This window comes from Pseudomonas sp. FP2254 (assembly GCF_030687695.1).
Lineage (GTDB): Bacteria > Pseudomonadota > Gammaproteobacteria > Pseudomonadales > Pseudomonadaceae > Aquipseudomonas > Aquipseudomonas quebecensis.
In genome coordinates this window covers 2,774,961-2,801,952 of the sequence record NZ_CP117444.1, presented here as the reverse complement: position 1 = coordinate 2,801,952, position 26,992 = coordinate 2,774,961, and the positions used below count along the sequence as shown (strand labels likewise).

19 protein-coding genes and 1 pseudogene are annotated in these 26,992 nt (G+C 60.2%); 4 read left to right on the top strand and 16 right to left on the bottom strand.

Annotated elements, in window-relative coordinates; translation table 11 throughout:
- From PSH94_RS12865 to PSH94_RS12830, 8 genes are all read right to left on the bottom strand, one after another.
- Entirely contained in the window at positions 1-1,302 is a 1,302-nt protein-coding gene (locus PSH94_RS12865) for an HlyD family type I secretion periplasmic adaptor subunit (RefSeq protein WP_181079481.1), read from the bottom strand.
- Entirely contained in the window at positions 1,299-3,050 is a 1,752-nt protein-coding gene (locus PSH94_RS12860; RefSeq protein WP_305437703.1) for a type I secretion system permease/ATPase, read from the bottom strand. The genes PSH94_RS12865 and PSH94_RS12860 overlap by 4 nt, the downstream gene beginning before the upstream one ends.
- A 104-nt stretch (positions 3,051-3,154) precedes the next feature.
- Complete coding sequence (locus PSH94_RS12855) at positions 3,155-3,523, bottom strand: protease inhibitor Inh/omp19 family protein (protein ID WP_285428242.1); 369 nt, start codon at positions 3,521-3,523, stop codon at positions 3,155-3,157.
- A gap of 49 nt (positions 3,524-3,572) precedes the next feature.
- Positions 3,573-5,006, bottom strand: a complete 1,434-nt coding sequence (locus PSH94_RS12850) for a serralysin family metalloprotease (protein ID WP_181079484.1) — start codon at positions 5,004-5,006, stop codon at positions 3,573-3,575.
- A gap of 442 nt (positions 5,007-5,448) precedes the next feature.
- A complete protein-coding gene (locus tag PSH94_RS12845; protein ID WP_253507575.1) occupies positions 5,449-6,528 on the bottom strand; it encodes a polyamine ABC transporter substrate-binding protein in 1,080 nt (359 codons plus the stop codon).
- Between the two features lie 60 nt (positions 6,529-6,588).
- Positions 6,589-6,930, bottom strand: a complete 342-nt coding sequence (locus tag PSH94_RS12840; protein ID WP_305437702.1) for a cupin domain-containing protein — start codon at positions 6,928-6,930, stop codon at positions 6,589-6,591.
- A gap of 25 nt (positions 6,931-6,955) precedes the next feature.
- Positions 6,956-8,362, bottom strand: coding sequence for an FAD-binding oxidoreductase (locus tag PSH94_RS12835; RefSeq protein WP_253507569.1), 1,407 nt, complete (start codon positions 8,360-8,362; stop codon positions 6,956-6,958).
- 51 nt (positions 8,363-8,413) lie between these two features.
- A complete protein-coding gene (locus tag PSH94_RS12830) occupies positions 8,414-9,223 on the bottom strand; it encodes an AraC family transcriptional regulator (protein ID WP_181079488.1) in 810 nt (269 codons plus the stop codon).
- 256 nt (positions 9,224-9,479) lie between these two features.
- Here PSH94_RS12830 and PSH94_RS12825 point away from each other — a divergent pair, with 256 nt between their 5' ends.
- On the top strand, positions 9,480-9,752 hold the full coding sequence (locus PSH94_RS12825) for a DUF1652 domain-containing protein (RefSeq protein ID WP_181079489.1): 273 nt from the start codon (positions 9,480-9,482) through the stop codon (positions 9,750-9,752).
- Positions 9,753-9,789: 37 nt separating this feature from the next.
- Here the strand turns inward: PSH94_RS12825 and PSH94_RS12820 are convergent, their stop codons facing one another.
- Positions 9,790-12,240: a UvrD-helicase domain-containing protein gene (locus PSH94_RS12820; protein WP_305437701.1), complete on the bottom strand. Its 2,451-nt coding sequence runs from the start codon at positions 12,238-12,240 to the stop codon at positions 9,790-9,792.
- A 219-nt stretch (positions 12,241-12,459) separates the two neighbouring features.
- Between PSH94_RS12820 and PSH94_RS12815 the strand changes: the two genes are divergently transcribed.
- Complete coding sequence (locus tag PSH94_RS12815) at positions 12,460-13,155, top strand: pirin family protein (protein WP_305437700.1); 696 nt, start codon at positions 12,460-12,462, stop codon at positions 13,153-13,155.
- Between the two features lie 66 nt (positions 13,156-13,221).
- Here PSH94_RS12815 and pgm read toward each other — a convergent pair whose 3' ends face one another.
- From pgm to PSH94_RS12795, 4 genes and pseudogenes are all read right to left on the bottom strand, one after another.
- Positions 13,222-14,865, bottom strand: a complete 1,644-nt coding sequence (gene pgm, locus PSH94_RS12810; RefSeq protein WP_253507557.1) for a phosphoglucomutase (alpha-D-glucose-1,6-bisphosphate-dependent) — start codon at positions 14,863-14,865, stop codon at positions 13,222-13,224.
- A gap of 97 nt (positions 14,866-14,962) precedes the next feature.
- The gene (locus PSH94_RS12805) at positions 14,963-16,369 is read right to left on the bottom strand and encodes a PLP-dependent aminotransferase family protein (protein WP_181079493.1); all 1,407 of its coding nucleotides are present in this window, start codon (positions 16,367-16,369) and stop codon (positions 14,963-14,965) included.
- A pseudogene (locus tag PSH94_RS12800) lies at positions 16,366-17,790 on the bottom strand (hypothetical protein). Before PSH94_RS12800 ends, PSH94_RS12805 begins: the two are co-directional and overlap by 4 nt.
- Before the next feature lie 708 nt (positions 17,791-18,498).
- On the bottom strand, positions 18,499-19,521 hold the full coding sequence (locus PSH94_RS12795; RefSeq protein WP_181079495.1) for a zinc-dependent alcohol dehydrogenase family protein: 1,023 nt from the start codon (positions 19,519-19,521) through the stop codon (positions 18,499-18,501).
- A 267-nt stretch (positions 19,522-19,788) separates the two neighbouring features.
- Between PSH94_RS12795 and PSH94_RS12790 the strand changes: the two genes are divergently transcribed.
- Both PSH94_RS12790 and PSH94_RS12785 read left to right on the top strand, forming a co-directional pair.
- On the top strand, positions 19,789-20,703 hold the full coding sequence (locus PSH94_RS12790) for a LysR substrate-binding domain-containing protein (protein WP_266249312.1): 915 nt from the start codon (positions 19,789-19,791) through the stop codon (positions 20,701-20,703).
- 153 nt (positions 20,704-20,856) lie between these two features.
- Positions 20,857-22,125 (top strand): site-specific integrase, encoded by a 1,269-nt coding sequence (locus tag PSH94_RS12785; protein ID WP_305437698.1) that lies wholly within the window; start codon positions 20,857-20,859, stop codon positions 22,123-22,125.
- 437 nt (positions 22,126-22,562) lie between these two features.
- On the opposite strand, the gene PSH94_RS12780 is transcribed toward PSH94_RS12785, so the two are convergent.
- The 3 genes from PSH94_RS12780 to PSH94_RS12770 form a co-directional block, all read right to left on the bottom strand.
- Entirely contained in the window at positions 22,563-24,053 is a 1,491-nt protein-coding gene (locus PSH94_RS12780; protein WP_305437697.1) for an aldehyde dehydrogenase, read from the bottom strand.
- Between the two features lie 27 nt (positions 24,054-24,080).
- The gene (locus PSH94_RS12775) at positions 24,081-25,460 is read right to left on the bottom strand and encodes an APC family permease (RefSeq protein WP_305437696.1); all 1,380 of its coding nucleotides are present in this window, start codon (positions 25,458-25,460) and stop codon (positions 24,081-24,083) included.
- A 149-nt stretch (positions 25,461-25,609) separates the two neighbouring features.
- Positions 25,610-26,992: an aspartate aminotransferase family protein gene (locus PSH94_RS12770; RefSeq protein WP_305437695.1), complete on the bottom strand. Its 1,383-nt coding sequence runs from the start codon at positions 26,990-26,992 to the stop codon at positions 25,610-25,612.

Here is a 26,992-nt window from a genome sequence, read left to right as displayed (position 1 = left end):
TCATTCCTCGGTCAACGCCGAGCCCGCACGATCGAGCAATGGCTTGAACAGGTAGTTGAGCAGCGAGCGCTCGCCGGTGCGCACGAACATCTCGGCGGGCATGCCGGGCTTGATCACCAGGCCGTTGAGTTTTTCCAGGGCCGCATCGCTTACGCTGGTGCGCAGCACGTAATAGGGGGCGCCGGTTTTTTCATCGAGCATCTGGTCGGCCGAGATCAGGCTGACCTCCCCCGGCACCCGCGGGGTGCGGCTCTGGTTGAAAGCGGTGAACAGGATGTCCACCGGCAAGTGCGCGCCGACTTTGTCCACCAGGTGCACGGGCAAGTGCCCTTCCACCTCCAGGCGCGTGCCCTGGGGCACGATTTCCAGCAGCGTTTCGCCGGCACGCACCACGGCGCCTTCGGTGTGTACGCCAAGATTCACCGCGATGCCATCGGCCGGCGCGATGATTTCACTGTGTTGCAGGTCAAAACCGGCGGACGTCAGTTGCTGCTCCAGGGTGAGGCTGCGCAATTGCGCGTCGGCCAGCTGGCTGCGCACTTCCTTCTGATATTCCTCGCGGTGCTGTTGCAGCTTGAGGCGCGACTCAACAATGCCCTGCTCCACCCGGCCGCTTTCGCCGCTGTTCTGCGCCAGGTCCTGTTGTACCTGGGACAACTGTCGTTGGTACTCCATCAAGCGGTTACGCGGGATGTAGCCGTTATCGGCCAGGGGTTGCAGGTTGCTCAATTGATCGCGCAGGGACTGTGCCTGGGCGGTCAGGTCGCTGCGCGCGCGGCGCATGCCGCCCAGTTGCGCCACGGCTCCGTCGATATTGGCGCGAATGCCGGCCTGCTCGCGGGCAAACGCTTCGCGGCGGCTGCTGAACAGTTGACGCTGACCTTCCAGCACCAGCGCCAGGGCCGGGTCGGGGTTGGCGCTCAGCTCGGGCGGGAATGTTATACCAGGCAGGTTATCGCGCTCGCTCTGCCAGCGCGCCACACTGGCCCAGGCCATTCGGTACTGGGCCTGCAACGACTGCACGTCAGCCTGGCTCTGGGTCTGGTCAAGGCGAAACAGCGGCTGGCCTTGTTTGACGGTCTCGCCCTCGCGCACCAGGATCCGGCTGACCACACCGGGGCTGAGGGTTTGCACGGCCTTGCGTTTACCGGATACCACCACCGTTCCCTGCACCGGAATGCCCTGGTCCAGTGGCGCCAGGCTGGCCCACAGGAAAAAACCACCGGCGCCGACAACCGTCAGCAACCAGCCCATGCGCACAAAGAAACGTGCGTCGCGTTGTTCTAGAGTGATGCCGCTCATGCGCCTGGATTCCTTCCGGCCTGGTATTGACGACTGAAACTGACGCCGGGTTTTTCCTTCGGCGCTTCCTGTTGCCCGGACAACGCGCGCAGCACGTCCTGGCTCGGACCGAACGCCTGCAGGTGCCCTTCGTTGAGCACCAGCAACTTGTCGGCCTGGGCCAACGCCGATGAGCGATGGGTGACCAGCACCACGCTGCTGCCCTGTGCCTTCATTTGCATGATGGCGCTGGCCAGCGCCGCTTCGCCGACGGTGTCGAGGTTGGAATTGGGTTCGTCCAGCACGATCAGCCGGGGTCCGCCGTACAAGGCACGCGCCAGGGCCACGCGCTGTTTTTGCCCGCCGGACAGGCCGCCGCCGTTGTCACCCAGCACGGTGTCGTAGCCCTGGGGCAAGCGCAGGATCAGCTCGTGCACACCGGCCTGTTGTGCGGCACGCACCACCTGCTCGGGGTCGGCCTCGCGAAAGCGCGCGATGTTGTCGGCGATGCTGCCGCTGAACAATTCGATATCCTGGGGCAAGTAGCCGATATACGGGCCAAGGTCGTCACGGTCCCAGCGATGGATATCCGCACCGTCCAGGCGCACCGTGCCGGCCAGGGTCGGCCACACGCCCACCAGCACGCGGGCCAGGGTCGATTTGCCGGAGCCCGACGCACCGAGCACGCCCAGCACCTCCCCGGCACCGAGGGTGAAACTGACGTGATGCAGGATCGGATTGCGTTTGCCCGGCGGGCCGGCGCTGACCTGCTCGAAACTCACCTGACCCTTGGGCGCCGGCAAGGCCATCTGCTCGACCTCAGGCGGAAATTCGCGCAGCAACTCGTCCAGGCGCTGATACGCCAGCTTGGCCGAACTCCATTGCTTCCATACCGCAATCAACTGGTCGATGGGGCTGAGCACCCGGCCCATCAGAATGGAACCGGCGATCATCATGCCGGCGGTCATGTCGCCTCGAATCACCAACAGCGCGCCCAGGCCCAGCACCAGCGATTGCAGGCACAGGCGCAGGGATTTGCTCAGGGAAGTGATCACCGAACCGGTATCGCTGGCACTGTTCTGCAGGCCCAGGAATTGCGCGTGCACGGCGAACCAACGGTGACGCAGCGCGCCCAGCATGCCCATGGCCTGGATGGTTTCGGCGTTGTGCAAATGGCTGGTAGCCAGTTGGGTCGATTGCTGAGAGAAGCCGCTGGCCTCGCCCAAGGGTTTTTTGGTCAGGTATTCGTTCAGGCAGGCCAGGCCGATCAACAGCAGCGCCCCGGCGCTGGCCAGCACCCCCAGCCACACGTTGAACAGGAAAATCACGAACAGGTAAATGGGAAACCATGGCGCATCGAAAAACGCGAACAGCGCGGGTCCGGTGATGAATTGGCGGATATGGGTCAAATCCGCCAGGGATTGCCCGGCATGTCCCTGGCCGCGTTGCAGGTTGCGTTCGAACGCTGCTTTATATACGCGCAAGTTGAACCGTCGCTCTAATTGGCTGCCGATACGGATCACGATAAAACTGCGGATCACTTCTAGGGTGCCGATAAACGCGAAGAAGCCGACGACCATCAGCGTCAACATCACCAGAGTGGTTTCATTCTGGGAGGACAGTACGCGGTCATACACTTGCAGCATATAAATCGACGGCACCAGCATCAGCAGGTTAATCAACGCGGTAAAACAGCCGATGCTGATCAGGATGCTCTTATATTCACCCAGCGCTTTGAATAACGGCGCGACGGCATGGGGCTTTGCCATATCTTCTGATCTTCCTTGAATCAAACTGCATGCACGAGTTGACCCGCTCCCTGCGCAGGCGTACGGCCAACTAATAAGTTCCGGTTATAGCGTTATAACTGCAACTAAGGTTTACGTTGCAATATCACCACTGAGCCGTTTGGCGTTTTACCTTCGTAACGGTCTTTTGCCTGGCGGTTCAAATGGGTAATTCCGGTGCCTTCGGCATTCATCAGCCAGATGCCGTCCGGTGTCGGCGACCAACTCAGGGGCTTGTCCCCCAGCCACTGCGTCACACAGGCCACATCGCCGCCAAGGGCGCCGGCCTGTTCCAACAGGTCCAAGGCGCATACCCGGTCCTGCTGGCGCAATTGCCAATGGCCGGCCAACTGGGCATGCGTGGGTAAAACAAGACTGCTCGCCATTGCGTGGGCTCCTGCCGACACGAACATCACCTGCACAGCGCAGGCGATCAAAGTAACAAAACGCTGCATCGTTACGCTTCCTCCTGGAGGCGCGGCGCCGAAACGCCGCGCCCGTGCATCACGCCACGATGTCGCTGGCCGCTGCCTGGCCGACGGTGGTGACGAGGAAATCCGCCACGCCGTGCCCGGAGAAGTCGACCGCCAGAGTACCCAGGTTGGTGCCCGCCGCGTAGCTCAGCACCGCGTCGCCGGCATGCCCGGTGAACGCATTGACAAAGGTCAGGCCCGCGCCTTTGGTGATGCCGCTGAGGTCGATCTTGTCCGAGCCGGAGGCGAAGTCAAAGATCTTGTCCGCAGCGCCAGGCCTGGAATCGGAACTGGCGCCGAACACAAAGGTGTCGCTGCCTGCGCCGCCCCACAGCTGGTCCGCGCCGCCACCACCGTAGATCAGGTCGTTGCCGGCCCCACCTTTGATGAGGTTGGCCGCGTTGTTGCCGATGATCAGGTCGTTGCCCGAGCCGCCGAACGCATTCTCGACAGTCACGCCCTTGGCGATTGACACGTTGCCCACCAGGCCGCCAACGTCGGAGAACGAGGTCTCATTGAGGTTGATCTTCTGGTTTTGGGTAAAACCGGAGAAGTCCAGGGTGTCGTTACCGCCACCGTCCCATACCGAGAACACCAGTTTGTCGGCGTTGGAACTGGCGCTGAGGAAATCACGCCCGGTGTTGGAGTTGAAGCCGTAGGTGGTATCGCCGGCACGGGTGCTGTAGTTGGCGCCATAGAGCTTCTGGATCGCGGCAATGTCGTCGATCAGCGGGCCGGAGGCATAGGCTTCTACCCCGCCTTTGCTGAAGTTCTGGTTGGTGTTGCTTTCGCTCCAGTAACTCATGACGCTGTAGCCGCGCGTGTCCTGTCCGTAGGACGCGTCGTTGTAGCTCGGGTTGCCGTTCCCGGCGTTGTAGTCGCCAGGGTGGGCCAGGCCCAGGGTGTGGCCGATTTCGTGGGTCAGGGTCTGCCGGCCGTAGTTGTTCAGGTCCGGGGTTTTGTTCGGCGTGTAGCTGCTGTTGGTCAAGTACCACGAGGTGCCGTCGTAGCCTGCGCCGGTGCCGGGCAGGTAGGCGAAGGCCGCCGCGCCGTCCTGGCCACCGCTGTAATTGCCGAAGGTCATGTGGGCGTCACCACCGCTGGCTTTCTCGGTGAAGTTGACGTTGGCCACGTCTGCCCACGATTGCATGGCCAGTACGGCCTGTGCTTTCTGCTGGGTGTTGAACTGGCTGAACCCCGAGATGCCATGTTTGTTCATGGTGCTGGAGGAGGCCGAGGTGAGGAAGGTGTAGGTCAGATCGATCTTGCCGTTACCATCGAAGTCGCGGTACGCGGCACCGTCGCGCAGCAGCTGGTTGGCTGCCTGGTCAACGGAGTAGGACGGTTTGCCGTTGACCGTGAGGTTGCCGCCACGGTCATACAGATGGCTGAAGCTATCGATTTGCGAGTAAGCGGTGCTGGCTTGCGCCGCTGACACGATAGCCTTGTCTTTTACTTTTGACATAAACGTACTTCCTTGTTTGCAAGTGCATCAGTCTTTGATCGATAGGAACCCCGCTGGCGAGATCGTCCTATCACTCGCCTCTTTTGAAGGCGTAAGAAAACTGACACAACTTGAAATCTTCCGTCTACATCTATTTGCCGGGTGAATAAGTGCCTGTCAAACAATCGGCGCAAGTCGAAGGCCGTGTTTGCTGGCCGCATTGGATTTTGTCGGACAAAAAGCAGTACAGCGTTATTTAAATATTAAATAGTGTTAACTCCACCCAAGTAGCGTCATGCACTCAGAGGGCGAGGGAATATATTGTCATGGTGTCATTGGCGACATTAAACAGCCACTACTTAGATAAATAATTTCATATGTCCCCCTTTACCGGGACAGGGATCTAACAGGTTTAACCAGCAGGCCTGCTCACCACAACAAGCCCGCTCGCCACAGCACGTCCTTAACGACCCGTACGAACCGTATTCCAGACCCGTGTGCGCACGCGGTCGATGTTCAGGGGCATCGCTTCAAGCGCAAACAGCTTGCCCATCATTTCCGCGCTCGGGTAAACCTTGGTGTCGGCCTTGATCGCCGGGTCGACCAGGCTGTCAGCCGCCTGGTTGCCGTTGGCGTAGTGAACGTAGTTGGTGATGCTGGCCATCACGTCAGGGCGCAACAGGTAGTTCATGAACGCGTAGCCGGCTTTTTCGTTGGGGGCGTCGGCGGGCATGGCGACCATGTCGAACCAGATCGCGGCGCCTTCCTTGGGGATGTTGTAGCCGATGTTCACGCCGTTCCTGGCTTCCTTGGCGCGGCTTTCGGCCTGCAGGATGTCGCCGGAGAAGCCGACGGCCACGCAGATATCGCCATTGGCCAGGTCGGCGGTGTACTTCGAGGAATGGAAGTAAGCCACATACGGTCGCACTTTCATCAACAGGGCCTCTGCCTGTTTGTAGTCCTCGGGCTTTTTGCTGTGGTGCGGCAAGCCCAGGTAATTCAACGCCGCCGGCAGCAGTTCCGGGCCGTTGTCGAGGATCGCCACCCCGCACTTCTGCAGCTTGGCCATATTTTCGGGCTTGAAGATCAGGTCCCAGGAATCCACGGGAGCGCCCTCTCCGAGCACGGCCTTGACCTTATCGATGTTGTAACCGATACCGGTACTGCCCCATAGGTAGGGAAACCCGTGGGCATTGCCCGGATCGTTGTTTTCCAGGGCCTTGAGCAGCACCGGGTTGAGGTTTTTCCAGTTGGGCAACTGGCTCTTGTCGAGTTTTTTCAGCGCCCCGCCCTGGATCTGCCGGGCCATGAAGTGGTTGGACGGGAACACCACGTCATAGCCGGATTTACCGGTCATCAACTTACCGTCCAGGGTTTCGTTGCTGTCGTAGACGTCGTAGGTAAAACCGATGCCGGTCTCTTTCTGGAAGTCTTTGGTGGTGTTCGGTGCGATGTAGTCCGACCAGTTGTAGATTTTCACCGTTTCGGCGGCGTGGCTGGCGCAGGCCACCCACAGCAATGGCAACAGGGCGATGGCTTTCATGGTTCGATTTCCTGGCGGTTTTAGGGCTGTTGTTATGGCAGGCGATCAAGGATCAAAGCGTTACAGCATCAAGACGTAGGTCTTGCGCACCGTATCCTGGATATCCCAGATACCGGTGCTGTTGGCCGGCAACATCAGTGCATCGCCGGCTTGGATGTGCAAGGTTTCACCGTCGTCGGGGGTGAAGGTGCAGCGCCCCTGGATGAAGTGGCAAAACTCCTGTGCGGTGATCTGGCGCCGCCAGCGGCCCGGGGTGCATTGCCAGATGCCCGTCTCGACGCCGTCGTTACGCTCGACGCTCAAGGTGGACGCCACCGCGATCGGCTCGCCCAGGGGCGCAGCGACCGGGGACGAGTCCGGCAAGTGCGCATTCAGCGTGTCTTTGAACTGAGTGATGCTCATGGGAGCTCCCGTATGTGTGAACGACTTAGTGCATGAAACCTTCCATGAACCCCGCCAACCCCGTGGCGAGCTTGCGACGCCAGGGTGCGGTATTGGGGTTAGCCAATACTTGGTCTTCATGGACAAAACTACGAATGATCGCGTTGTAACCCAGCCAACGGCACGGCTCGGGCTCCCAGGCCTTGAGCGCGTCCAAGCCCCCCTCGCGGATCACCCAGGGTTGGTGGATCAGCGGGGTATCACGATCCAGGATCAGGTCGGCCAAGGTGCGCCCGCCCAGGTTGGTCGCACCGACGCCCTCCCCGCCGTAACCGCCGGATACCGCGATGCCGGCGCGCCGATCGCACAGCATGTGCGGTCGGAACTGGCGCGACATCCCCAGGTTGCCGCCCCAGGAATGGGTGATCCGTACGTCCTTGAGCTGTGGGAAGAGTTCGCCGAACAAGTAGCGACGCAGTTGCACTTCGCTGTCGGTCAAATCGAAGTCATGGCGCAGCCTACCGGCGAACTGGTAACCACCCCGAGCACCGAATACCAGCCGGTTGTCGGCGGAGCGCTGGCCGTAGGTGACTTGGCGGCTGCTTTCGCCGAACGCCTGACCCTCGCTGAGACCGATCTGCTCCCAGGTGCTGGCCGGCAGTGGTTCGGTCGCGACGATCAAACTTTGCACCGGCAGTTGGTAGCGCCCCAGCGGGGGCAAGGTAGTAGCGTAGCCTTCCACCGCCGGCACCACCCACGTCGCCCGTACGCAGGCTTTATCGGTGCGCACGCTGCCGGACTGCCAGTGCGTGACTGGGCTGTTTTCATAGAGCGTTACCCCCATGCCTTCAACCACGCGCGCCAGGCCGCGCACCAGTTTGGCGGGTTGGATGGTTGCCACATGGGGGGCGTAGATCGCGCCGTAGGGTTTGGCGATACGCAGTTGCTCGGCCAGTCGTTCCGGGCTCAGCCAACGATAATCGGCTTCGCTAAGGCCCTGGGCGTAGAGTTTGTTCAGATAGCGGCGCAGGCTGATTTCCTGCTCGGGGTAGCGCGCGGCGCAATACAGCGCGCCGCCCTTGCGATAGTCGCAATCGATGCCCTCTCGGGCCAGTACCTGAGCCACTTCGTCCGGAATGCCATGCAGTAAATCAAATGAAGCACGGCGCTGTTCGGCAGACAGCCCGGCGAGCAGGCGGTCTTCGCCCAACAGGTTGCCCATCAACCAGCCGCCGTTGCGGCCCGAAGCACCGAAGCCGGCGGTTTGCGCTTCGATAAGGGCAATGTTCAGTTGCGGCGCCTGACGTTTAAGGTAATAAGCGGTCCACAACCCGGTATAGCCGGCGCCAATGATGGCCACATCCACATCCAGGTCGTGCTCCAGGCAGGGCCGCGCGATCAGCGGGTCGTCCAACTGATCCATCCACAAGCTGATGTTGCGCCATGCCGCCATGCCAGGTTTCCCTCTACCGCGTTTCGATAGACGGGATCCTAGAGCGCCGTATCAGGGGTTGTCTTGCGCGCGTGCACGCAGAGAAATTTGTTTGACGTAGGCCTTGGGCGACTGCCCCGTGTGCTGGCGAAATGCACTATAGAACGCCGACAACGAATTGAAACCGGCGGCGAATGCCAGTTCGTCGACCTTGATCGGCGCTGCCGCGGTATTCAGTGCGGCCAGCAGGTGCCGGAGCCGGGCCTGGTTGACGTAGCGGTAGAAGCTTTGCCCCAGCACCTGGTTGAGCAGGTAGGAAATCTGATTGCGGCTGTAGCCGCACTCCTTGGCAACGCGCTGCAGGTCCAGTTCCGGGTCCAGGTACGGTTGCCGGCTTTCGAAATACTGCTGCAGATCGTTGGCCATATGCCCCAATTGCTGAGGCGAAAGCCCCAGGCGGCTCACCGTGGGGCGCAGGGTTTGCGCGGGTTGTTCGTGCACCAGTGAGGCGTACTCATTGACGCGCCAGATCAACCCGTCACGCACGGTGATGGCCTCGCTGGTGCGGAACGACACCAACCCATGACCACCGCGCAAAGTAATACGGTATTGGATAAACGCAGTGTCGCCGTCAGCACGAATGCGATCGGTGTGTTCAATCGCCTCATCCGCCGCGCGTGGCATGCTCGCGCGCAGATACTCACGCAGCTCGGCATGCCGGATCACACGGTTCTGAAAGAAATCGTGGTACTGGATGTCCGGATGGTAGTAGGCCATAACCCCGTCCAGGTCGCGATGGCGCCAACATAGGTGGTGGCGCAGCACCAGCTCGCCAGTGGCGTGCGTGAGCTGGCTGTCGGAGTCGGGAGCAATGTCGGGCATGGGCGGCTCTGGCGGATAAAGCCTGGAGATTGACGAAATTCGCCACGCTGTTCAATGCGCGCAATCACTTCGGTCGCGTAATGGCACTATGCCAACTCCCCGACAGGAGATGACCCAGGTCAATCGAATCGAAAACAACCGCCGAACGGGCGGAAAAAAGTCACGTTGCGGTTGCGAACGAATGCTATTTTTAAGCTCTACACGCCTCGACCAGTGACGGTCCCGGCACCCTGCCGCGAGCTAAAGGAAGCGCTCAATGAACCAGGTGGGCAACATGAACAAAGTGACATTCCCCAACGCGTGCCAATTGATGCGCTGGCACTTTCACCCGATGGGTTTTGAAGGCAGCATGGATGCTCCCGGCAGTATGGTCGCCCGCCTGTTCGACCGTGCCAGTGGCGAGACTCTGATTGCCATTGCCGGCATTCCCTGCGCCACCGTGATGAACGCCGCCGATGTGGAGCGCATGATCGAGGCGGTGGAAATCGAACTGGCATCCTTTGTGCCGCCCTTATCGTTGCGGGCGTGATGTTGCTCGACATCGCTGAAGGCCGATCGCTCGGCCATCAGTGACGTTGATCGTCGAAAAACGCCTTCCTGCCATCCACCCGCTCCGACGCCCTGGGCATATTTACCGCCTGGCCCTCGGGCTTTTCCACGTACCAGTAGCAATGACTGACCGCGCGGGTGATCCCTACGTAGGCCAGGCGCAATACTTCCTCTTTCTGCGCGGTGTCATAGGGCTCGCTGTCGCCGTCCTGGCCCAGGCCGGCCATGCGGTACACCTGGTTCTTATAGGGCGAGCTGGTGACGTGCTGGCAATCGCCCAGCAGGAACACCGCGTCGGCTTGCAAGCCCTTGGCACTGTGATAGGTCAGTTGCTTGAGCCTGCGCGTAGCGGGAGGCAAGCTCGAATCCGCATTAACTGCAGACTGAATATGCTCTTGAATCAATAACTTATCGCTACCTTTTCGATACAGCATTAACACCGAATCGCCTTTCTGGTAATGCTCGACCAACTGCCGCCCCAGCGCGGCGTCGTCACGCTCCATCACCTTGACTGGCACCAATGCCTTTGGCGCACCGCTGGCCTTGGCCTTTTTGCCGGCGATTGCCGGCGCGGCGCGCACGATGTGTTCGGCGGCGTCGATGATGTGTTGATGGCTGCGGTAGTTTTCCCCGAGCATCACCCGCGTGGTTGCCGGTGATGGGAACTCTTTGTCGAAGGCCATGAAGTATTTCGGTGAACTGCCGCGCCAGCCATAAATCGACTGCCAGTCATCGCCCACGCACAGCAGCGAAGAATGCTGCGCGCCGCGCCCCACATGCATGGCCGGGCCACGGCTGCGGATCTCGCGCAGGCTGGCGCGGAGCCACGAGACGATCTGCGGCGAAACATCCTGGAACTCATCGATCATCAGGTGCGACATCGGCCGCAGCAACGGGTCGCTGAGCAGCTTGAGGTTTTCCGGGGTATTTTCGCCGAACAGCGAGAACATGCGGTTATAGGTCATGATCGGCGGCTTCTGGTCGAGCAAATGGTCTTCCAGGGCTTTCCAGAAAATGCTCAGGGCTTCGAAGAACAGGCGATCCGGATCATCCTTGGTGAAACTCATGCGGCCCACGGCGTCGGGAACGTCCAGCCCCAGGTTTTCGATGAAGCCGGCAGCCGTGACAAAACAATCGAGCAGCGGTGCCGATCCCAGCTCTCCTTTGACCTTGTACTCAAACCCAGGGCCGGCGCTGGCGTCGCCGGCCAGGCTACTGAGCAGGCGCTTTGAGTCCTGGTAATTATCAATCCAAATCAGCGGTTTACGGCAGAAAGCTTGAAACAGAGTTCGCTTAACCGCGCATTCGGCGCGCACCGACAGCTTCGCATTCGGCCGGCTGAGCCGCGGGTTTTCGCTTGAATCAAAACCCAATACCACCCACGCATCCAGCTCGGGAATATAGCCGTGGCAATGAAAGTGCGCGCCGTTGATCTGCACCGTGCGGCGATCGGGCTCGACGCCCTTGATCGGCCAGGCGCCGGCGCGAAACCACAAATCCTCGATCAGGTCACACAGCTCTTCGTCGCGCTGGGCCGCCAGCTCCGTCACCGCCACGCGCTTTTGCACGTCAGGGTGATCGCGCTCCAGCTCCTTGAGCTGCAACCCATGGCGCATCAACGGGGCGATCAGCTCGCGAAAACGTGGATGCTCGCCATACAGCCGGTGATAGCAGGCGTTGAGTTGCCGACGCTGGGCCTCGTTGATGCGCAGGTCGAAGGGGTTAGTGTCGGCCTCGTCGTCCAAGCCCGTATGCAGGTTCTCGAACGCTTGCAGGCGCTCGAAGCCCGGCAGGCTGCGGACCATCGGCAGGATGCGCGAGTGGAAGGTGCGTACCACCGCCTGGGCCGCTTTGATATCAAGCGGTTGCCCCCACAGACTCATGATTTCCACGAGCTTGTGGATGAAGTCCTTGCGCGATTCACGGGTAAACGTCACCACGGTGATGGAGCTGAGTTCAAAGCCCAGGTAATGGGTGAGCAGCAGAATGCGCAGCACCAGCGACGTGGATTTGCCCGCACCGGCACCGGCGATCACTGAGGTGGAAGGCGTATCGCTGAAGATCATCTTCCACTGCGCCGCGCTGGGCTGGGCATGCGCCGGCAGCAGGCGGGCCACGTCGGCCTTGATGCGTTTTTTCAGGTCAGCGGTCAACGGCAGGCGCCAGTCATCGAAGAGGTTGTCGTCAATGCCCGGAGCGCGGTGAGCATCGGTGCGAAAGTCGCGAATCAACAGGACCTGGCGCCCTTCCTCGAGTCCATCGGCCTTGCCTTCGCGGTAACCGTACTCGACGCCCGCTTCATGCCCGCTGCGAAACCCGTCGGCTTGCCCATGCAACCACGAGAACCGGTGCTGGGCGCGCAGACGGGTCAGGCCATGGCCAAACAGACGCGCCGCCAGGCGTTTCAGCCAGGGCATTTGGGCCAGGGGTAGCAGTTCAGGGGGCAGATCAGGCTGTTGTTGCGACACGCGGACTCCTGCGGTGGGCTGGGTTTTGAGCAGTGCACCATGGTCGCCGGAATCGCCGCACAGTGCCAGCCAATTGCTGTGCCGTCAGGCAGTTAGGCGATGAAATGAACGTTGCGTCGCAGCATTTCAATCGACTAAACCGATAGGAATAAGGCACTTTTTACGCTTTTTATCGATTATCCATATTGGGATCATGGGCCGCATCCACAGGAGACGATCATGCTTGAACTCAGACCTTTCAATGCCCTGGGTGGCGCCCACCACGGCTGGCTCGACGCTCATCACCATTTCTCATTCGCCGAATACCACGACCCCAAGCGCATGCATTGGGGCAACCTGCGGGTGTGGAACGACGACATCATCGCGCCCGGTACCGGATTCCCGCAGCACGCGCACCGCGACATGGAAATCATCACCTACGTGCGCGAGGGTGCCATCAGCCATGCCGACAACCTGGGCAATAAAGGCCGCACCGAGGCCGGCGATGTGCAGGTAATGAGCGCGGGCACCGGGATCGCCCACAGCGAATACAACCTGGAAGCTACCCCGACCAAGATTTTCCAGATCTGGATCATCCCGAATGAAGCCGGGCTGCCGCCTTCCTGGGGCGCCAAGCCGTTTCCCAAAGGGGGGCGTGAGGGTTTCGTGACCTTGGCCAGCGGTAAGGCGGGCGATAACCAAAGCCTGCGCATTCGTGCCGACGCCCGCCTGGTAGCGGCGAACCTGAAAGCCGGAGAAACCGCCGAGTACCGCCTGGAGCACGGGCGCCGTGCCTACCTGGTGCCGGCCACCGGGGTGATTGAGGTCAATGGTGTGCGTGCACACGCCCGTGACGGGGTGGCGATCGAGGATGAACAGGTGCTGCGGGTTACGGCGGTCGAGGACAGCGAAATCGTACTGGTCGATCTGGCTTGAGAACCGAGCCTCCGGTAACCATAGGGGCTTGCCACAGCAAGCCCCCTCCACAAGGGACGCGCACTGTTATTCGGCGATGGCGCCGTCCACCAGCACCTGGGCTTCTTCGACCAGTTGCTTGAGGTGGTCTTCACCCACAAAGCTTTCGGCGTAGATCTTGTAGATATCCTCCGTGCCCGATGGCCGTGCGGCAAACCAGCCGTTTTCGGTCATCACCTTCAAACCGCCGATCGCCTGGTTGTTGCCCGGCGCGTGGCTGAGGATTTGCTGGATGCGCTCCCCGGCCAGTTCGGTGGAGGTCACCTGTTCCGGCGACAGCTTACCCAGCAGCGCTTTCTGCGCTGGAGTGGCCCTGGCATCGACACGAATCGCGAACGGTTCGCCCAAGGCGTCGGTCAGGCCACGGTAGATCTGGCTCGGGTCCTGGCCTTTGCGCGAGGTCATTTCCGCCGCGAGCAATGCCGGGATCAAGCCGTCTTTGTCGGTGCTCCAGACCGTGCCGTCCTTGCGCAGGAACGACGCCCCGGCGCTTTCTTCCCCGCCAAAGCCCAGGGAGCCTTCGAACAGGCCGTCGGCAAACCATTTGAAGCCCACCGGCACTTCGTACAGGCGGCGACCGATACGCGCGGCCACGCGGTCGATCAGGCCACTGCTGACCACGGTCTTGCCTACGGCCGCATCGGCGCGCCAGCCGGGTCGGTTCTGGAACAGATAATCGATGGACACGGCCAGGTAGTTATTCGGCGCCAACAGGCCGCCGGACGGGGTGACGATGCCGTGGCGATCGTGGTCCGGGTCGCAGGCGAAGGCCACGTCGAAGCGTTCCTTGAGGCCGATCAAGCCTTGCATGGCGTAGCTGGAGGACGGGTCCATGCGAATCTGGCCGTCCCAGTCGACGCTCATGAAACGGAAGGTGGCGTCGACTTCGGTGTTCACCACCTCCAGATTCAAGCGGTAATGCTCGGCGATCGCCGACCAATAGCGCACCCCTGCTCCGCCCAGCGGATCGACGCCCAGACGCAGATCGGCGCTGCGAATGGCATCCATATCGATCACATTGACCAGGTCGGCCACGTAGCTGTTGAGGTAGTCATGGCGATGGGTGGTGTCAGCCTTGAGCGCCTGGGCGTGGCTGATGCGCTTGACGCCGGCGAGCCCGTTGGCCAACAGCTCGTTGGCCTTGGCCTCGATCCACTTGGTGACGTGGGTGTCCGCCGGGCCACCGTTGGGCGGGTTGTATTTGTAGCCGCCACTCTGCGGCGGGTTGTGGGACGGCGTGATCACGATGCCGTCAGCCAGGCCGCTGGTGCGACCGCGGTTGTAGCAGATGATGGCGTGGGAAATCGCCGGGGTCGGCGTGTATTCATCGCCTTCGGCCAGCATGACGTGCACGCCGTTGGCGGCCAGGACTTCCAGGGCACTCGCGCCGGCGGGAGTGGACAGCGCGTGGGTATCCAGGCCGACGAACAGCGGGCCATTGATACCCTGGGCTTCGCGGTACAGGCAGATGGCCTGGCTGATCGCAAGCACGTGCCACTCGTTGAAGCTCAGTTCAAACGAGTTACCACGGTGCCCGGAGGTGCCGAACGCGACGCGCTGGGTGGAGATTGCTGCATCAGGCTGGCCGGTGTAATAGGCCGTGACCAGTCGCGGGATATCCACCAGCAACTGCGCCGGCGCCGGTTTGCCCGCAAAAGGACTGATTGTCATGCATAAACCTCGGATAGAAGAATTCGGAAAAAATGCCAGTTTACTGAGAGTTGGACTACTGCGCGACGGGATCGATCCTACAGCAGCAATAGAAATTTCAACCAGTCTTCGCTTGGCGCAGGGCTTCGCTCAGGGCTATCAACGCGATGTCCAGATTGGGCTGACCGGGGAAGGTATGGCTTAAGCGCAGATGCTGGTGATGCAACCCGCTGACGCTGAACAGTTCGCCGGGGGCAATGACGACCTGTCGCACCAGCATTTGCTGGAACACTTTGCGCATGTCCACCGCTCGCGTGGACGCCAGCCAGAACGTGGCGCCGGCCCTGGGCATTTGATATGTCACCTGCCCGCCCAAGTGCTGCGTCAGGCGTTGGCTCATCTGCAGGGCTTGTGCGCGCAGGTGTTCGCGCAGGGCCACCAGGTGCTGGTCGATACGGCCGCTGTGGTACAGCCGCGCAATGGCGCGCTGGCGGATCGACGATAAGCGGAACGAACGCAGCAGGAACTGGCGCTGCAATTCGCGACCCATGCGCCGGCTCAACAGATAGCCATAGGGGGCTTCCGAGCCGAGGGTTTTCTCGAACGAGGAAAATACGATCAGCCGCTCCGGGTTGACCAGATCGCGCAACGGAGCAGGTGCTGCATCGAGACTTAACTCGCCCAGGCTGTCGTTCTCCAGCAGCCAGCAGCCGTATTGGTTCAGTCGCTGCGCAACATCCAGGCGATCTTCCACCGGCATCGCCACGCCCGAAGGCAGGCTGACCGTGGACGACAGCATTACCAGGTGCACCGGCTCTTCGCGCAACAGTCGCTCAAGCGCCGCGCTGTCAAGGCGCCCTTGCGCGGTCCAGGGCAGCTCGATGACACGCACCCCCGCGCCTTGCAGCAGGCGCAGGATCAGCCAGTCACACGGCGATTCGACCACCACGGCGGTGCCTCTGAGGCCCAGCACTTCGATCAGGATATCCAGCACCCCGCGCACATCGGCGCCGATATAGACATCATCGGCGTGCCAGCAATGGGTGGGCGATGAGGTGTAGCGTGCCGCCAGCGCCGCGCGCAGTTCCCAGACACCGCAAGGCTGCGACCAGGGCTGCAGATGACCAGGGTACTGGCGCACCAGTTCGCGCTCCAGACGCAGCAAGGTGGCATCCAGAGCACCCAGCAAAGCCGGCTCATCGCCGCTCAGCACCAGCATGTCCGGACGCCGGGCGGCGGCGTACAGCCGGTCGAGCAGGTCGCCACCCATCCAGGCCATGGGATTGGCCGACATCGGCCAGGCGTAATAGCCGGATTTGGCTACGGAGTAGACGCGTCCTTCCTTCTCCAGCAACGAGTAGGCGTACTGGATGGTCGAGATCGATACGTTCAGGCGCGCCGCCAGCTGCCGCAGCGACGGCAGTTTGACCCGCGTGTCGGTGCTGACTTCGTTAATCAGGTTGATCATGTAGCGATAGACCGCCTGGTACGCGAAGTCGGCCTGGCGCTCGCTGCGCAGGGTCATCGCCCGGACAGTTGAAAGGCCGGTATCGCGCCTTGCGCCATGGCTCGCGCGTTGCGCTGTCAGCCGTGGGCGTCGGTCAACGGCCGCTTACGGTACAGGTGCTGCAGCAAGGGCAGCGGTAAACCACTGGTGTCGCTGACCCATTGTTGCAGCATCTCGGCGCAGGGCTTGCCCTGCAGCGCCTTGTGCAGCTCGGGCAGTGCGACCAGCATGCCTGGATGGCATTGGCGCAGATACCCTTCCAACCGTTGTCCGTGATGGATAAACGGCGAAAATAACAGGCAGATCAGCTGGGTTTCATCCAGCCCGAAGAATTGCTGGGCAAAGGTGCTCGACAGCACGCGCCCTTCGCTGGAGCCTGCCTCGGCGAGCAATTGCTCGGGCATGTGCAGACGCTGCATGTATTGGGTGGCCTGCTGGATAAACCCGTCGACGCCGTCTTCATAGCGCAGGTCGCGCAGGCACTCGGCCTGCAGGCCGCGCAAATGTGCCATCAGCAGCGGGTTGGAATAGCTGGGATGACTGAAATGAAAACCCAACGGATCGGGGGTGTAGGCCATGAATTCAGTCAGCAGCGTGCTCGACTCCAGGTCGACATCCTTGAGCAGGTCGGCGATACCGATATAGGCCAGGTGCCTGTGCCCCGGCGGGTTGGGGTTCTCGTGCACCACATAGTGATCGCCGTACACGTCGCGATAATAGCCGGCGCTCCACTCGTCCATGCGCGCGAACAACTCGTTGAGCGAGCGCGCGCGGGCTTTGGGCATGGCCACCCCTGCCCCTTCTGCGGTTTTTTTCAGCCAGGCGAGAAACTGGCTTTGCTTGCGCGGTGAGTCGCCGCTGACCACCGCGTGCACGCCGCCGCCCCACGTGGTAGCGCGCAGGTAAAAATCACCGAGGGCCAGATAGGTGTCATTGCACAAGGTTGCGCGGCAATCGCCGGAGCTCAAGTGCCCCACCATCAACATGTTGCGCTGGCTGACCGCACGGCCCAGGGCTGACGCCGGGCGCAGGTGATTGAAGGGCTGGACTTCCTGGCTTTCCACCATCAGCAATTCGACACGCGGGTCGTCGTGGAGAAACAGACGGCTGTAGCCCTGATTGAGGGTTTCCAGCTGGCCCTCGGTCATTCCAGCATGGCGCAACGTCGCGACCCGCAACTGAAAGGTGCGCGGCGCGCGGCCGGCAATGGTCAGCTGGGCGGCACGTAACAGTGCCAGGGTGTAACTGCTGACTTCACCCCCTCCATGGGCCACCAACACTTTGTAGTCACCGACCTGCTCCATGCCTCCGGCGGCCACGACAATGCGCTGGACCAATAACTGAAGTGCCGTCCTGCCCGAGCGCGTAAAGTGCCCGATCAATCGTTGCAGAACTTGCTGATAAACATGATTCATAGCCTGTTCGTGAATAGTGCTCATAGTTCTACTACCTGAGTTGAAATATCAGTTTCAAGCAACTGCCGACAGTGTGTGCTTGACCCTCTGCGCGTGTAGGAAATTCGCACTTCGCGCCGTACGCCGATGAATAGACACTAGCACCGCGCGACAAAATGACAGGACTCACCCAGCGCAATTAACGCTGTTCCACACGCTTGCAAGCTTATGAAATCAGTGGAAAAACCACCTGGCCGCGCTCGTCTTAGGAAGACTCTGACAATGTCCTACGCATGTTTAACCGAACATTTAAAGAAGCGTCCGACAAACAAGTCAAAGCAACTTGATCCCGCAGCGGCCTGAGACTTTTGATCAAAACTCGCGTGTGCAAAAGTCACGTCCAATAACACGCACCTAGTTTCTGCCACCCTCGTTTGTCGCTTCATGAATTCAATCATTGCTCAATCCTTGAGATGCATTTGAAGTCGCAATTATCAGTGCTTGAACAATGATTAATAGATACAGAAGCTGGGCGAAAACCAGTGCAGATAGCCTACAAACAGCGAGTCGACCGCGCAGATACGACAACGCCGCGCTGGAAATCAGCGCGGCGTCGGGGGGCAAGGGCAGGAATCAGGGGCTGAAGCGCTATTGCGGTCACTTCAGGAGAGGCACGGGTTAAGCCCTCACAAATGGCACATTTGCCCCATGCGCCGTTGGCCAGTGCCAGCCGTTTACGAATCTTCCTACGCGCTAAACAGCTTCAACCTGCAGCGCCACACGTTCACGGCACGGGCATTCGTCCATATAGCGGTGCGCTTCCACAAATTGATCGAACGCGAACACCGTGGTTTTCAGCGGTACCAGCACGCGGTCGGCGGTCAACTGATTGATATCACGCAGGGCACGCTGCAGGGCAATGTGGTCCTGGGTAATCCCGAGTTCCGGCTTACCGGTGAAATTACCGATGCAGTGCACAAAGAACTGAATGTTCTTCTGAAACGCCGCACAGGCCGGGAACGGCGTCTGATTGCCCCCCTGCAGGCCATACAGAACCAGGCTGCCGCGCGGTGCCAGCACATCGCCGAGCAACGACATCTGCGGACCACCCAGGCCATCGAACACTACGTCTACGCCGCGATTGTCGGTGAACTTGTTGATCTGCATGAGCAAATCCTGCTCTTCGGTGACGATCACCTTCTCCGCGCCAAGGGACAGCAGGTACTCGCGTTCCGCGCTGTCCTTGGTCGCGGCGATTACCCGCACACCCAGCGCCTTGCCCAGTTGTACGAAGGACGGTCCGGCACAGTGGCTGGCATCGGTCACCAAGGCGAATTGGCCAGGCTTGACCCGTGCCAGATCCACGTAGGCAAAGTAGGCAATCAACAGCGGCGTGTAGTGCACGCTGGCCTGGACCGGGTTCAAGACGTCCGGATAGCGGGTCAAGGCCGAACGGGGCAGGACGATCATTTCGCCATACACCGGATAATCGTTGGGGCTCTCGGCCGGAAAACTGGCAACCTTGTCGCCCACCGCCAAGTCATCCACGCCTTCGCCGACGGCGACAACCACCCCCGCCATCTCGTGACCGAGGCCGGAGGGCAAGCGTGCGTGGGAAGACGCCAGGTTCTGGCGCCACAAAATGTCATACCAACTGATCCCGATCGCTTCGACACGCACCTGCACTTCGCCCGGTGCGGGCAGCGCGGCCGCATGCTCTTCGCATTTGAGCACCTCGGCCGGACCAAACTTGTGAAAACGAATCGTGCGGGACATCGCAAACCTCGCCAAATTAACCTCTAATGCCATGAACTCTATCTGGGCTTTCCAGGCAAGGCCATTGGTCACCATTAATAGTCGACATGCCTGTCATTGATTCCGCGTCTGATGAATAGACCTTAAGTATCGTAGGAAAACTCAATTAGCCGGTGCAGAGTACCAGCCTTTCCCCGTAAGATTCATGCCGGTCATGCTTCCAGACGCAACCCAAGGGCTTGCCTATGACTGATCTCGTCAAGTTTGCTGACTCTGCCAGGACACAAGATGAACCGTAACGACCTGCGTCGTGTCGACCTGAACCTCTTGATCGTATTCGAAACCTTGATGCATGAGCGCAGTGTGACCCGCGCCGCCGAGAAATTGTTCCTCGGCCAGCCGGCCATCAGCGCGGCATTGTCGCGCCTGCGCAGTTTGTTCGACGACCCACTGTTCGTGCGCACCGGGCGCAGCATGGAACCGTCCGCCCGCGCGGTGGAAATCTTCGCCCTGCTCTCCCCGGCCCTGGACTCGATTTCCACCGCGGTCAGCCGCGCCGCCGAGTTCGACCCGGCCACCAGCACTGCGGTGTTCCGTATCGGCCTGTCCGACGACGTCGAATTCGCCCTGCTGCCGCAACTGCTCAAACGCCTGCGCGCCGAAGCTCCCGGGATCGTACTGGTGGTGCGCCGCGTCAACTACATCCTGATGCCCGGCCTGCTGGCCTCCGGCGAAATCTCCATCGGCGTGAGCTACACCGCTGACCTGCCGGCCAACGCCAAGCGCAAAGTGCTGCGCCGCAGTCTGCCCAAACTGTTGCGCGCCGACAGTGTGCCCGGCTCCCTGAGCCTCGACGACTTCTGCGCCCGCCCCCACGCGCTCGTATCCTTCGCCGGCGACCTGAGCGGCTTTATCGATGAAGAGCTGGAAAAACTCGGTCGCAAGCGTCACGTCGTACTCGCCGTGCCGCAATTCAACGGCCTGGGCACCTTGCTCGCCGGCACCGACATCCTCGCCACCGTGCCGGACTACGCGGCCGAGGCGCTGACCTCTGCCGGTGGGCTGCGCGCGGAAGACCCGCCGTTGCCGGTGCGCAGTTTTGAACTGCACATGGCGTGGCGCGGTTCGCAGGATAACGATCCGGGTGAACGGTGGTTACGGTCGCGGATACAGATGTTTTTTGGGGATCCCGATAGCCTGTAATGGAATTCCACTAAATTCTATAAAACCGTTTTATAACAACAAGTTATTGGTTGTTTAAGTCCATAGCCGTCTGTCTAAATCCAATGGATTCCACGACTCATGGGGGCATAATTGGGGGCAAATTTCGGTTCCTTAAAAAGGATGCCCCCACCGATGCCCCCAGATAATGCGGTTGTTTTCAAACGAAAACTCAGCGATGCCTTGATCCGCTCACTGACCGAACCTGGCAAACACGCCGATGGCGAAGTTCCTGGCCTCTACTTGGAGGTGAGGGCGTCGAGTAAGGTCGGCAAATCCCCTTCCAAGGTTTGGCGATTGAAGTATCGGCTGCATGGGAAGGAAAACCGCTTCTCCATCGGCGCTTACCCCGACATTAGCCTCAAGGAGGCGCGCGACATTGCCCGCGGCGCACGCCGCGACGTGGCTAACCACACCGCTCCGCTCAAGGCCAAGACCGCCAAAATCGAGGCACAGTTGCTCAATGAAGAGCGCACCTTCGCTTACGTGGCCGAGCAATGGTTGGCATTCAAGTCTGCCGAACTGGTGACAAAATCCATCTCGGGCTTTACCGGAGCGCTGAACAACCACATCTTGCCTGCCATTGGCAAAAAACCGATCAGCGAGATCAAGTTGGAGCACATCACTACGATCATCACTGAGTTGCGCCGCCAGCGCACCATGGCCATGGCCCAGCGCGTGCGCACCATCATACGTGCCGTTCTGGGTTTTGCCGAAGGTCGCGGCTGGGTGGAGCGCAACGTGGCGCTCAGCAACATTGAGGAGTTGAAGATTCGCCACATCGTGACCAGCAACCCGGCGATCGAAAGGCCATCCGACCTGGGCAGGTTTCTTCTACGCCTTGATGACTGCAACGACGGCAGCGTTGCCACCGCAATGCGCCTGCTGGTCATGTTGCCGGTCCGCCCAGGCGAACTGGTGCAGATGCGCTGGGAAGATGTCGACTTGGTGGGCGCCGATTGGCGTTATGTGGTGAGCAAGACCAAGCATCTGGACAAGAGCAAACACATCGTGCCGTTGCCTGAACAAGCCTTGGTTCTGTTACGCGAGCTACATAAAACCCGCGTGGTGGATGAAGAAGGCAAAGGCTGGGTGTTCGTCTCGCCGGTCTATCCGGGACGTCCCATAAACCCGACCTCCATGCTCAAGTCCTTTCAGCGTATTTGGCCGGAGTACAACATCACTGCTCACGGCTTTCGCGCGACCTACCGGACCATAGCCCACGAGCATTTGGGTATAGATCCTATCGTGCTTGAACTGTCTTTATCTCACCGAATGCCGGGTGCGCTCGGGGCAGTGTATGCAAGGGCTCAATTGCTGGCGCAACGCCGAGAGGCTGCCCAACAATGGGCAAACTACCTAGATCAGTTGCGTCAAAACGCGGCGCGAATAACCACAGATTGAGGATACAGCGAATACAAATCAGGAGATTGGAGCGGGAAACGAGACTCGCATCTGGCGTCCGACCTATTGAAATCCAAGGGGTTTCCTTTCTTGCCGAAGCAGGAAAAGACTCAATTCTGGACTTGTTTTTGAGGTGTATCAAGGGCCAAAAGGGAGTGATTCCGAGAACGACCACTAAGTCCCACTACGAGCCATTTTGAACAGACACTAGAGACGACTAAAAAGCCCTGCCGTGGATTTTTTATCAAAACCCTGCGCCAAGTTACTTATGTCCACATCTCGCAACTTACCGGCCAGGAAACACACCCTCAGCCACGACGTCGCACGCTGCAAGAAATGGATAATCTGCCTCCTCTCTCGACCTGAACCCTCGGCTGTATCTGCAACCCAAATTCTCGACATTCGTAATTGCTTCTCGCCGCCCCTCGCATTTTGATTCAACGTAACTGAAACCATGTAGTTTTCAGCTGCGTGTACTTATCAAAGGAATGCAGCGACAGATCGCGGCCGAACCCCGATTGCTTACCACCACCAAATGGAACCGAGACATCCAACGCGTCGATGGTGTTTACAGACACCGTACCGGCATTCAGAGCGCGCGCCACACGATGGGCACGATTGAGGTCATCGCTCCATACCGAGGCCGCCAGGCCGTAGATGCTGTCATTGGCTTGCTGCACCGCCTCTTCTTCCGTGTCAAAAGCACTGATCGCCAGGACCGGACCAAACACTTCCTCCCGAGAAATACGCATGTTGCCGGTCACATTGCCAAAAATAGTCGGCTGAATGAAATTTGAAGCGCCATTGATGATCAACTGCTCACCACCCGACACAAGCGTGGCTCCTTCAGCGCGCGCCTGACCGATGGCCTTCATGATGCGAGCGGTTTGCTCACTGTCGACAATAGCGCCAGCAGCACTGCCGGGGTCCAGGGGATCACCGGGCATCCAGGCGCGTGATTTATTGACCAGACGCTCGACAAATTCGTCGTGAATTGAGCGCTGCACGTACAGACGGGAGTTGGCCGAACACACCTCGCCCTGGTTGAAGAAAATGCCAAAGGCGGCCTTCTCCGCAGCCAGGTCCAGATCCTGGCAGTCGTCGAACACCAGGTTCGGGCTCTTGCCGCCACACTCCAGCCACACCTGTTTGAGGTTGGACTGAGCCGAGTACTGCATGAAGTACTTGCCAACCTGAGTGGAGCCGGTGAACACCAGGCAATCCACGTCGGGATGCAATCCCAAGGCCTTGCCGGCGCTTTCGCCCAGGCCAGGCACCACATTCAGCACGCCTTCCGGGATACCGGCTTCCAGGGCCAGTTGGGCCAGGCGCAAGGCCGAGAACGGTGATTGCTCAGCCGGCTTGAGCACCACGCTGTTGCCGGCTGCCAGCGCAGGCGCCAACTTCCAGGCCGCCATATCCAGTGGGAAATTCCACGGCACCACCGCAGCAATCACCCCCAAGGCCTCACGGGTGATGGTGGCCAACGCGTTGCGGGCGGTGGGCGCGACTTGATCGTAAACCTTGTCGAGGGCTTCGCCGTACCAGGCGAAAACATGCGCGGCGCCGGGGACATCCACGTTGTAGGCGTCCATCACCGGCTTGCCCATGCTCAGCGAATCGAGCAAGGCCAGCTCTTCGCGGTGAGTCATCAGCAATTCGGCGAGCTTGATCAGGATTTTCTTGCGCTCCCCAGGGGCCATACGCCGCCAGGTGCCGGTCTCAAAGGCGCGGCGAGCGGAGCGCACGGCCAGATTGACCTCCTCGCTACCGCACGCGGCGACACGCGCAAGCAGCTGGTTGGTCGCGGGGTTGGTGGCATCGAAGGTCGCCCCGGACACCGAGGCCACTGCCTTCCCGTCGATCTGGGCTTTGTCGATGAACATTTGGCGGGCAACGCGCTGTTGCCAGTAGTTAAGGTCAAGCATGGTGTACTCCGAAATAGATGACGTGTTTCATTCCGCGATTTGCAATTCCGGCATCTTCAGTCGGAACCCACGCGTGACACCCAGCAAACAAACGAGCCCCAACCCCATCCAGCACAAGCCGATCGTGAAGGACATGCCGGACAGGCTGGTCCACAGCCAAATGGTGCTGAGGAAGCCCAGGGACGGCAGCGCTGCATACATCAGGTAGTTGCGCGAGCCACGCAGCTTCTGATCGACCATGTAGTGTTTGATCACCGCCAGGTTCACCGCCGAGAAGGCGAACAGTGCACCGAAGCTGATCATGTTGGCGACGGTGTCCAGGGTGATGAACAGGGCTATAAGCGAGAACAGGCTGACCAGCATGATCGCGGAGGCCGGTACGCGTTTTTTCGAGACCAGCTTGCCAAGCACGCGAGGCAGTGCGCCGTCGCGCCCCATGGCGAACAACACACGCGAGACACTGGCCTGGGAGACCATCGCCGAGGCGAAACACCCCGCCACATAGGTTGCGGTGAATCCGGTCACCAACAGTTCGCCACCGACACGACGCATCACGTCAACGGACGCCGAATCGGGGTCAGCGAAGCTGCCCCATTCCGGGAAAACCAATTGGGCAAAATACGAAACGACAAGAAACAACAGCCCGCCCAATAGCGACACCACCATGATGGCGAGCGGGATCGTACGACGCGGGTTGGGCGTTTCCTCGGCCATGGTCGACACCGCATCAAAACCGAGAAAGGACAGGCTGAGTATCGCGGCGCCGGTCATGATCAACGGCATGCTGAAGCCTTCATGGTGGAACGGGGCAAGCAGCGAAACCGGTTCGGATTGCCCACTCAGGTTGTGAATCGACAACACCACAAACACCACAATGAACACCAGTTGGGCAACAATCAGCACCCAGTTGACCCGGGTGATGGACTCGATACCGACCAGGTTAAGCACCGTCACCAAGGCGATGGAGCCGAGCACCCACACGGCGGTGGGCACGCCAGGAAAGTACTCCGACATGTAAATGCCGATCAGCAAATAACTGAGCAGCGGCAAGAAGATGTAATCCAGCAACAAGGTCCATCCGGCGATGAAGCCGAAATACGCGCCAAAGGCCTTGCGCGTGTAGGTATAGACCGACCCTGAATAAGGATGCGCCTGGACCATGCGGCCATAACTGTAGGCGGTCAGTAGCATGGCCGCCAGGGTCAGCAGGTAGGCCGTGGGCAGATGACCCTTGGTCATCTGGGTGACCAGCCCATAGGTGGTAAACACCGCCAGCGGGACCATATACGCGAGGCCGAAGAGCACCAGCCCGACCAGTCCCAGAGGTTGTCGGAACCTGCGCGAAGAAGTGGCTTTGGAGGAAGCGTGATGGGAGGGAGTGTCGGCCACATTTTTTATTGTATTCATTGCTGACTCCTGGAAATTGGAATGCAGGGCGCCGCGGCATTCGATGAGATCGATGCCGTTTTCCGTTTTAGAGTGAATTGCCCATGCGCACGCAGGGCGATGTAGCGATTTCGTCCACCCCCTCAACCTGAGAGGGTGAACAGCTCACTTCACAGCTTTCCCGCGATCCGTGCGGTGCGATCGACCGCGATGCGGGTCTTTTCCACCAGCTCGTCCAGCTCCGAGCGCGTTGCCACCAGGGCCGGCGCCATGATCATGCGGCCGAGGGTTGAGCGAATGATCACGCCTTCTTCAAAACCAAATGTGCGGCACTGCCAGGCGAGATCGTTTTCATTGTCGAAGCGTTTGCGCGTAGCTTTGTCCTCGGCGAACTGCAAGGCTGCGAGCAGGCCCGTACCCTGAATCTCGCCGATCATTGGATGGTTGCCGAACACTTCGCGCAGGATTTTCTGCAAGTATGGCCCGGTGTCTTCCTTCACCTGGCGCACGATACCTTCATCGCGCAGGGCCTGGAGATTGGCCAGCGCCACCGCCGCCGCGACTGGGTGCCCGGAATAGGTCAGGCCGTGGGCGAACACTCCGCCTCGCTCCACCAGTGCATCCGCGATGCGCTTGCTCAGCACTAGGCCGCCCATGGGTATGTAGCCGGAGGTCAGGCCTTTGGCGATTGACAGCGTGTCGGGCTCGAAACCGAAGTACTCGTGGGCAAACCACTCGCCCGTGCGGCCAAAACCACCAATTACCTCATCCGCGCATAGCAGCACATTGTATTGACGGCAGATGCGCTGGACTTCGGGCCAGTAGCTTTCCGGCGGGAAAATCATCCCGCCAGCGCCCTGGAACGGTTCGGCGATAAAGCCCGCGACGTTTTCAGCGCCCAGTTCGAGGATTTTTTCCTCCAGTTGCAGCGCACAACGACGGCCGAACTCAGCCGGGGTCAGTTCGCCGCCCTGGGCGTACCAGTAGGGTTCATCGATATGTGCAACGTCCGGAATCAGCCCACCCATTTCGTGCATAAACTTCATTCCGCCCAGCGCAGAAGCCGCCAGGGTGGAGCCGTGATAACCGTTCCAACGGCCGATCATGATCTTTTTCTGTGGTTGACCGACCACTTGCCAATAGCGGCGTACAGTTCGGATCAACACCTCGTTGGCTTCGGAGCCGGAGTTGGTGTAGATCACGTGGCTGTAGTGGCCCGGCAGCAGACTGAACAGCAACTCGGACAGCTCGATCACCGCCGGGTGGGTGGTGTGAAAAAACATGTTGTAGTACGCCAACTGGTCCATTTGCGCGGCGGCAGCAGCGGTCAGATCCTTGCGACCATAACCGAGCTGGGTGCACCACAGGCCCGACATGCCATCCAGGTAGCGCTTGCCTTCGCTGTCCCATAGATACAGACCTTCACCACGGACCATGACGCGCGGGCCTTCGGCATTCAGTGCCTTTTGATCCAGAAACGCGTGGATATGGTGGGCCGCGTCGGACTTCTGATAGTCCTGAGTCTGGCGTTTCGGTTCGAAGGGTAAGTTCAT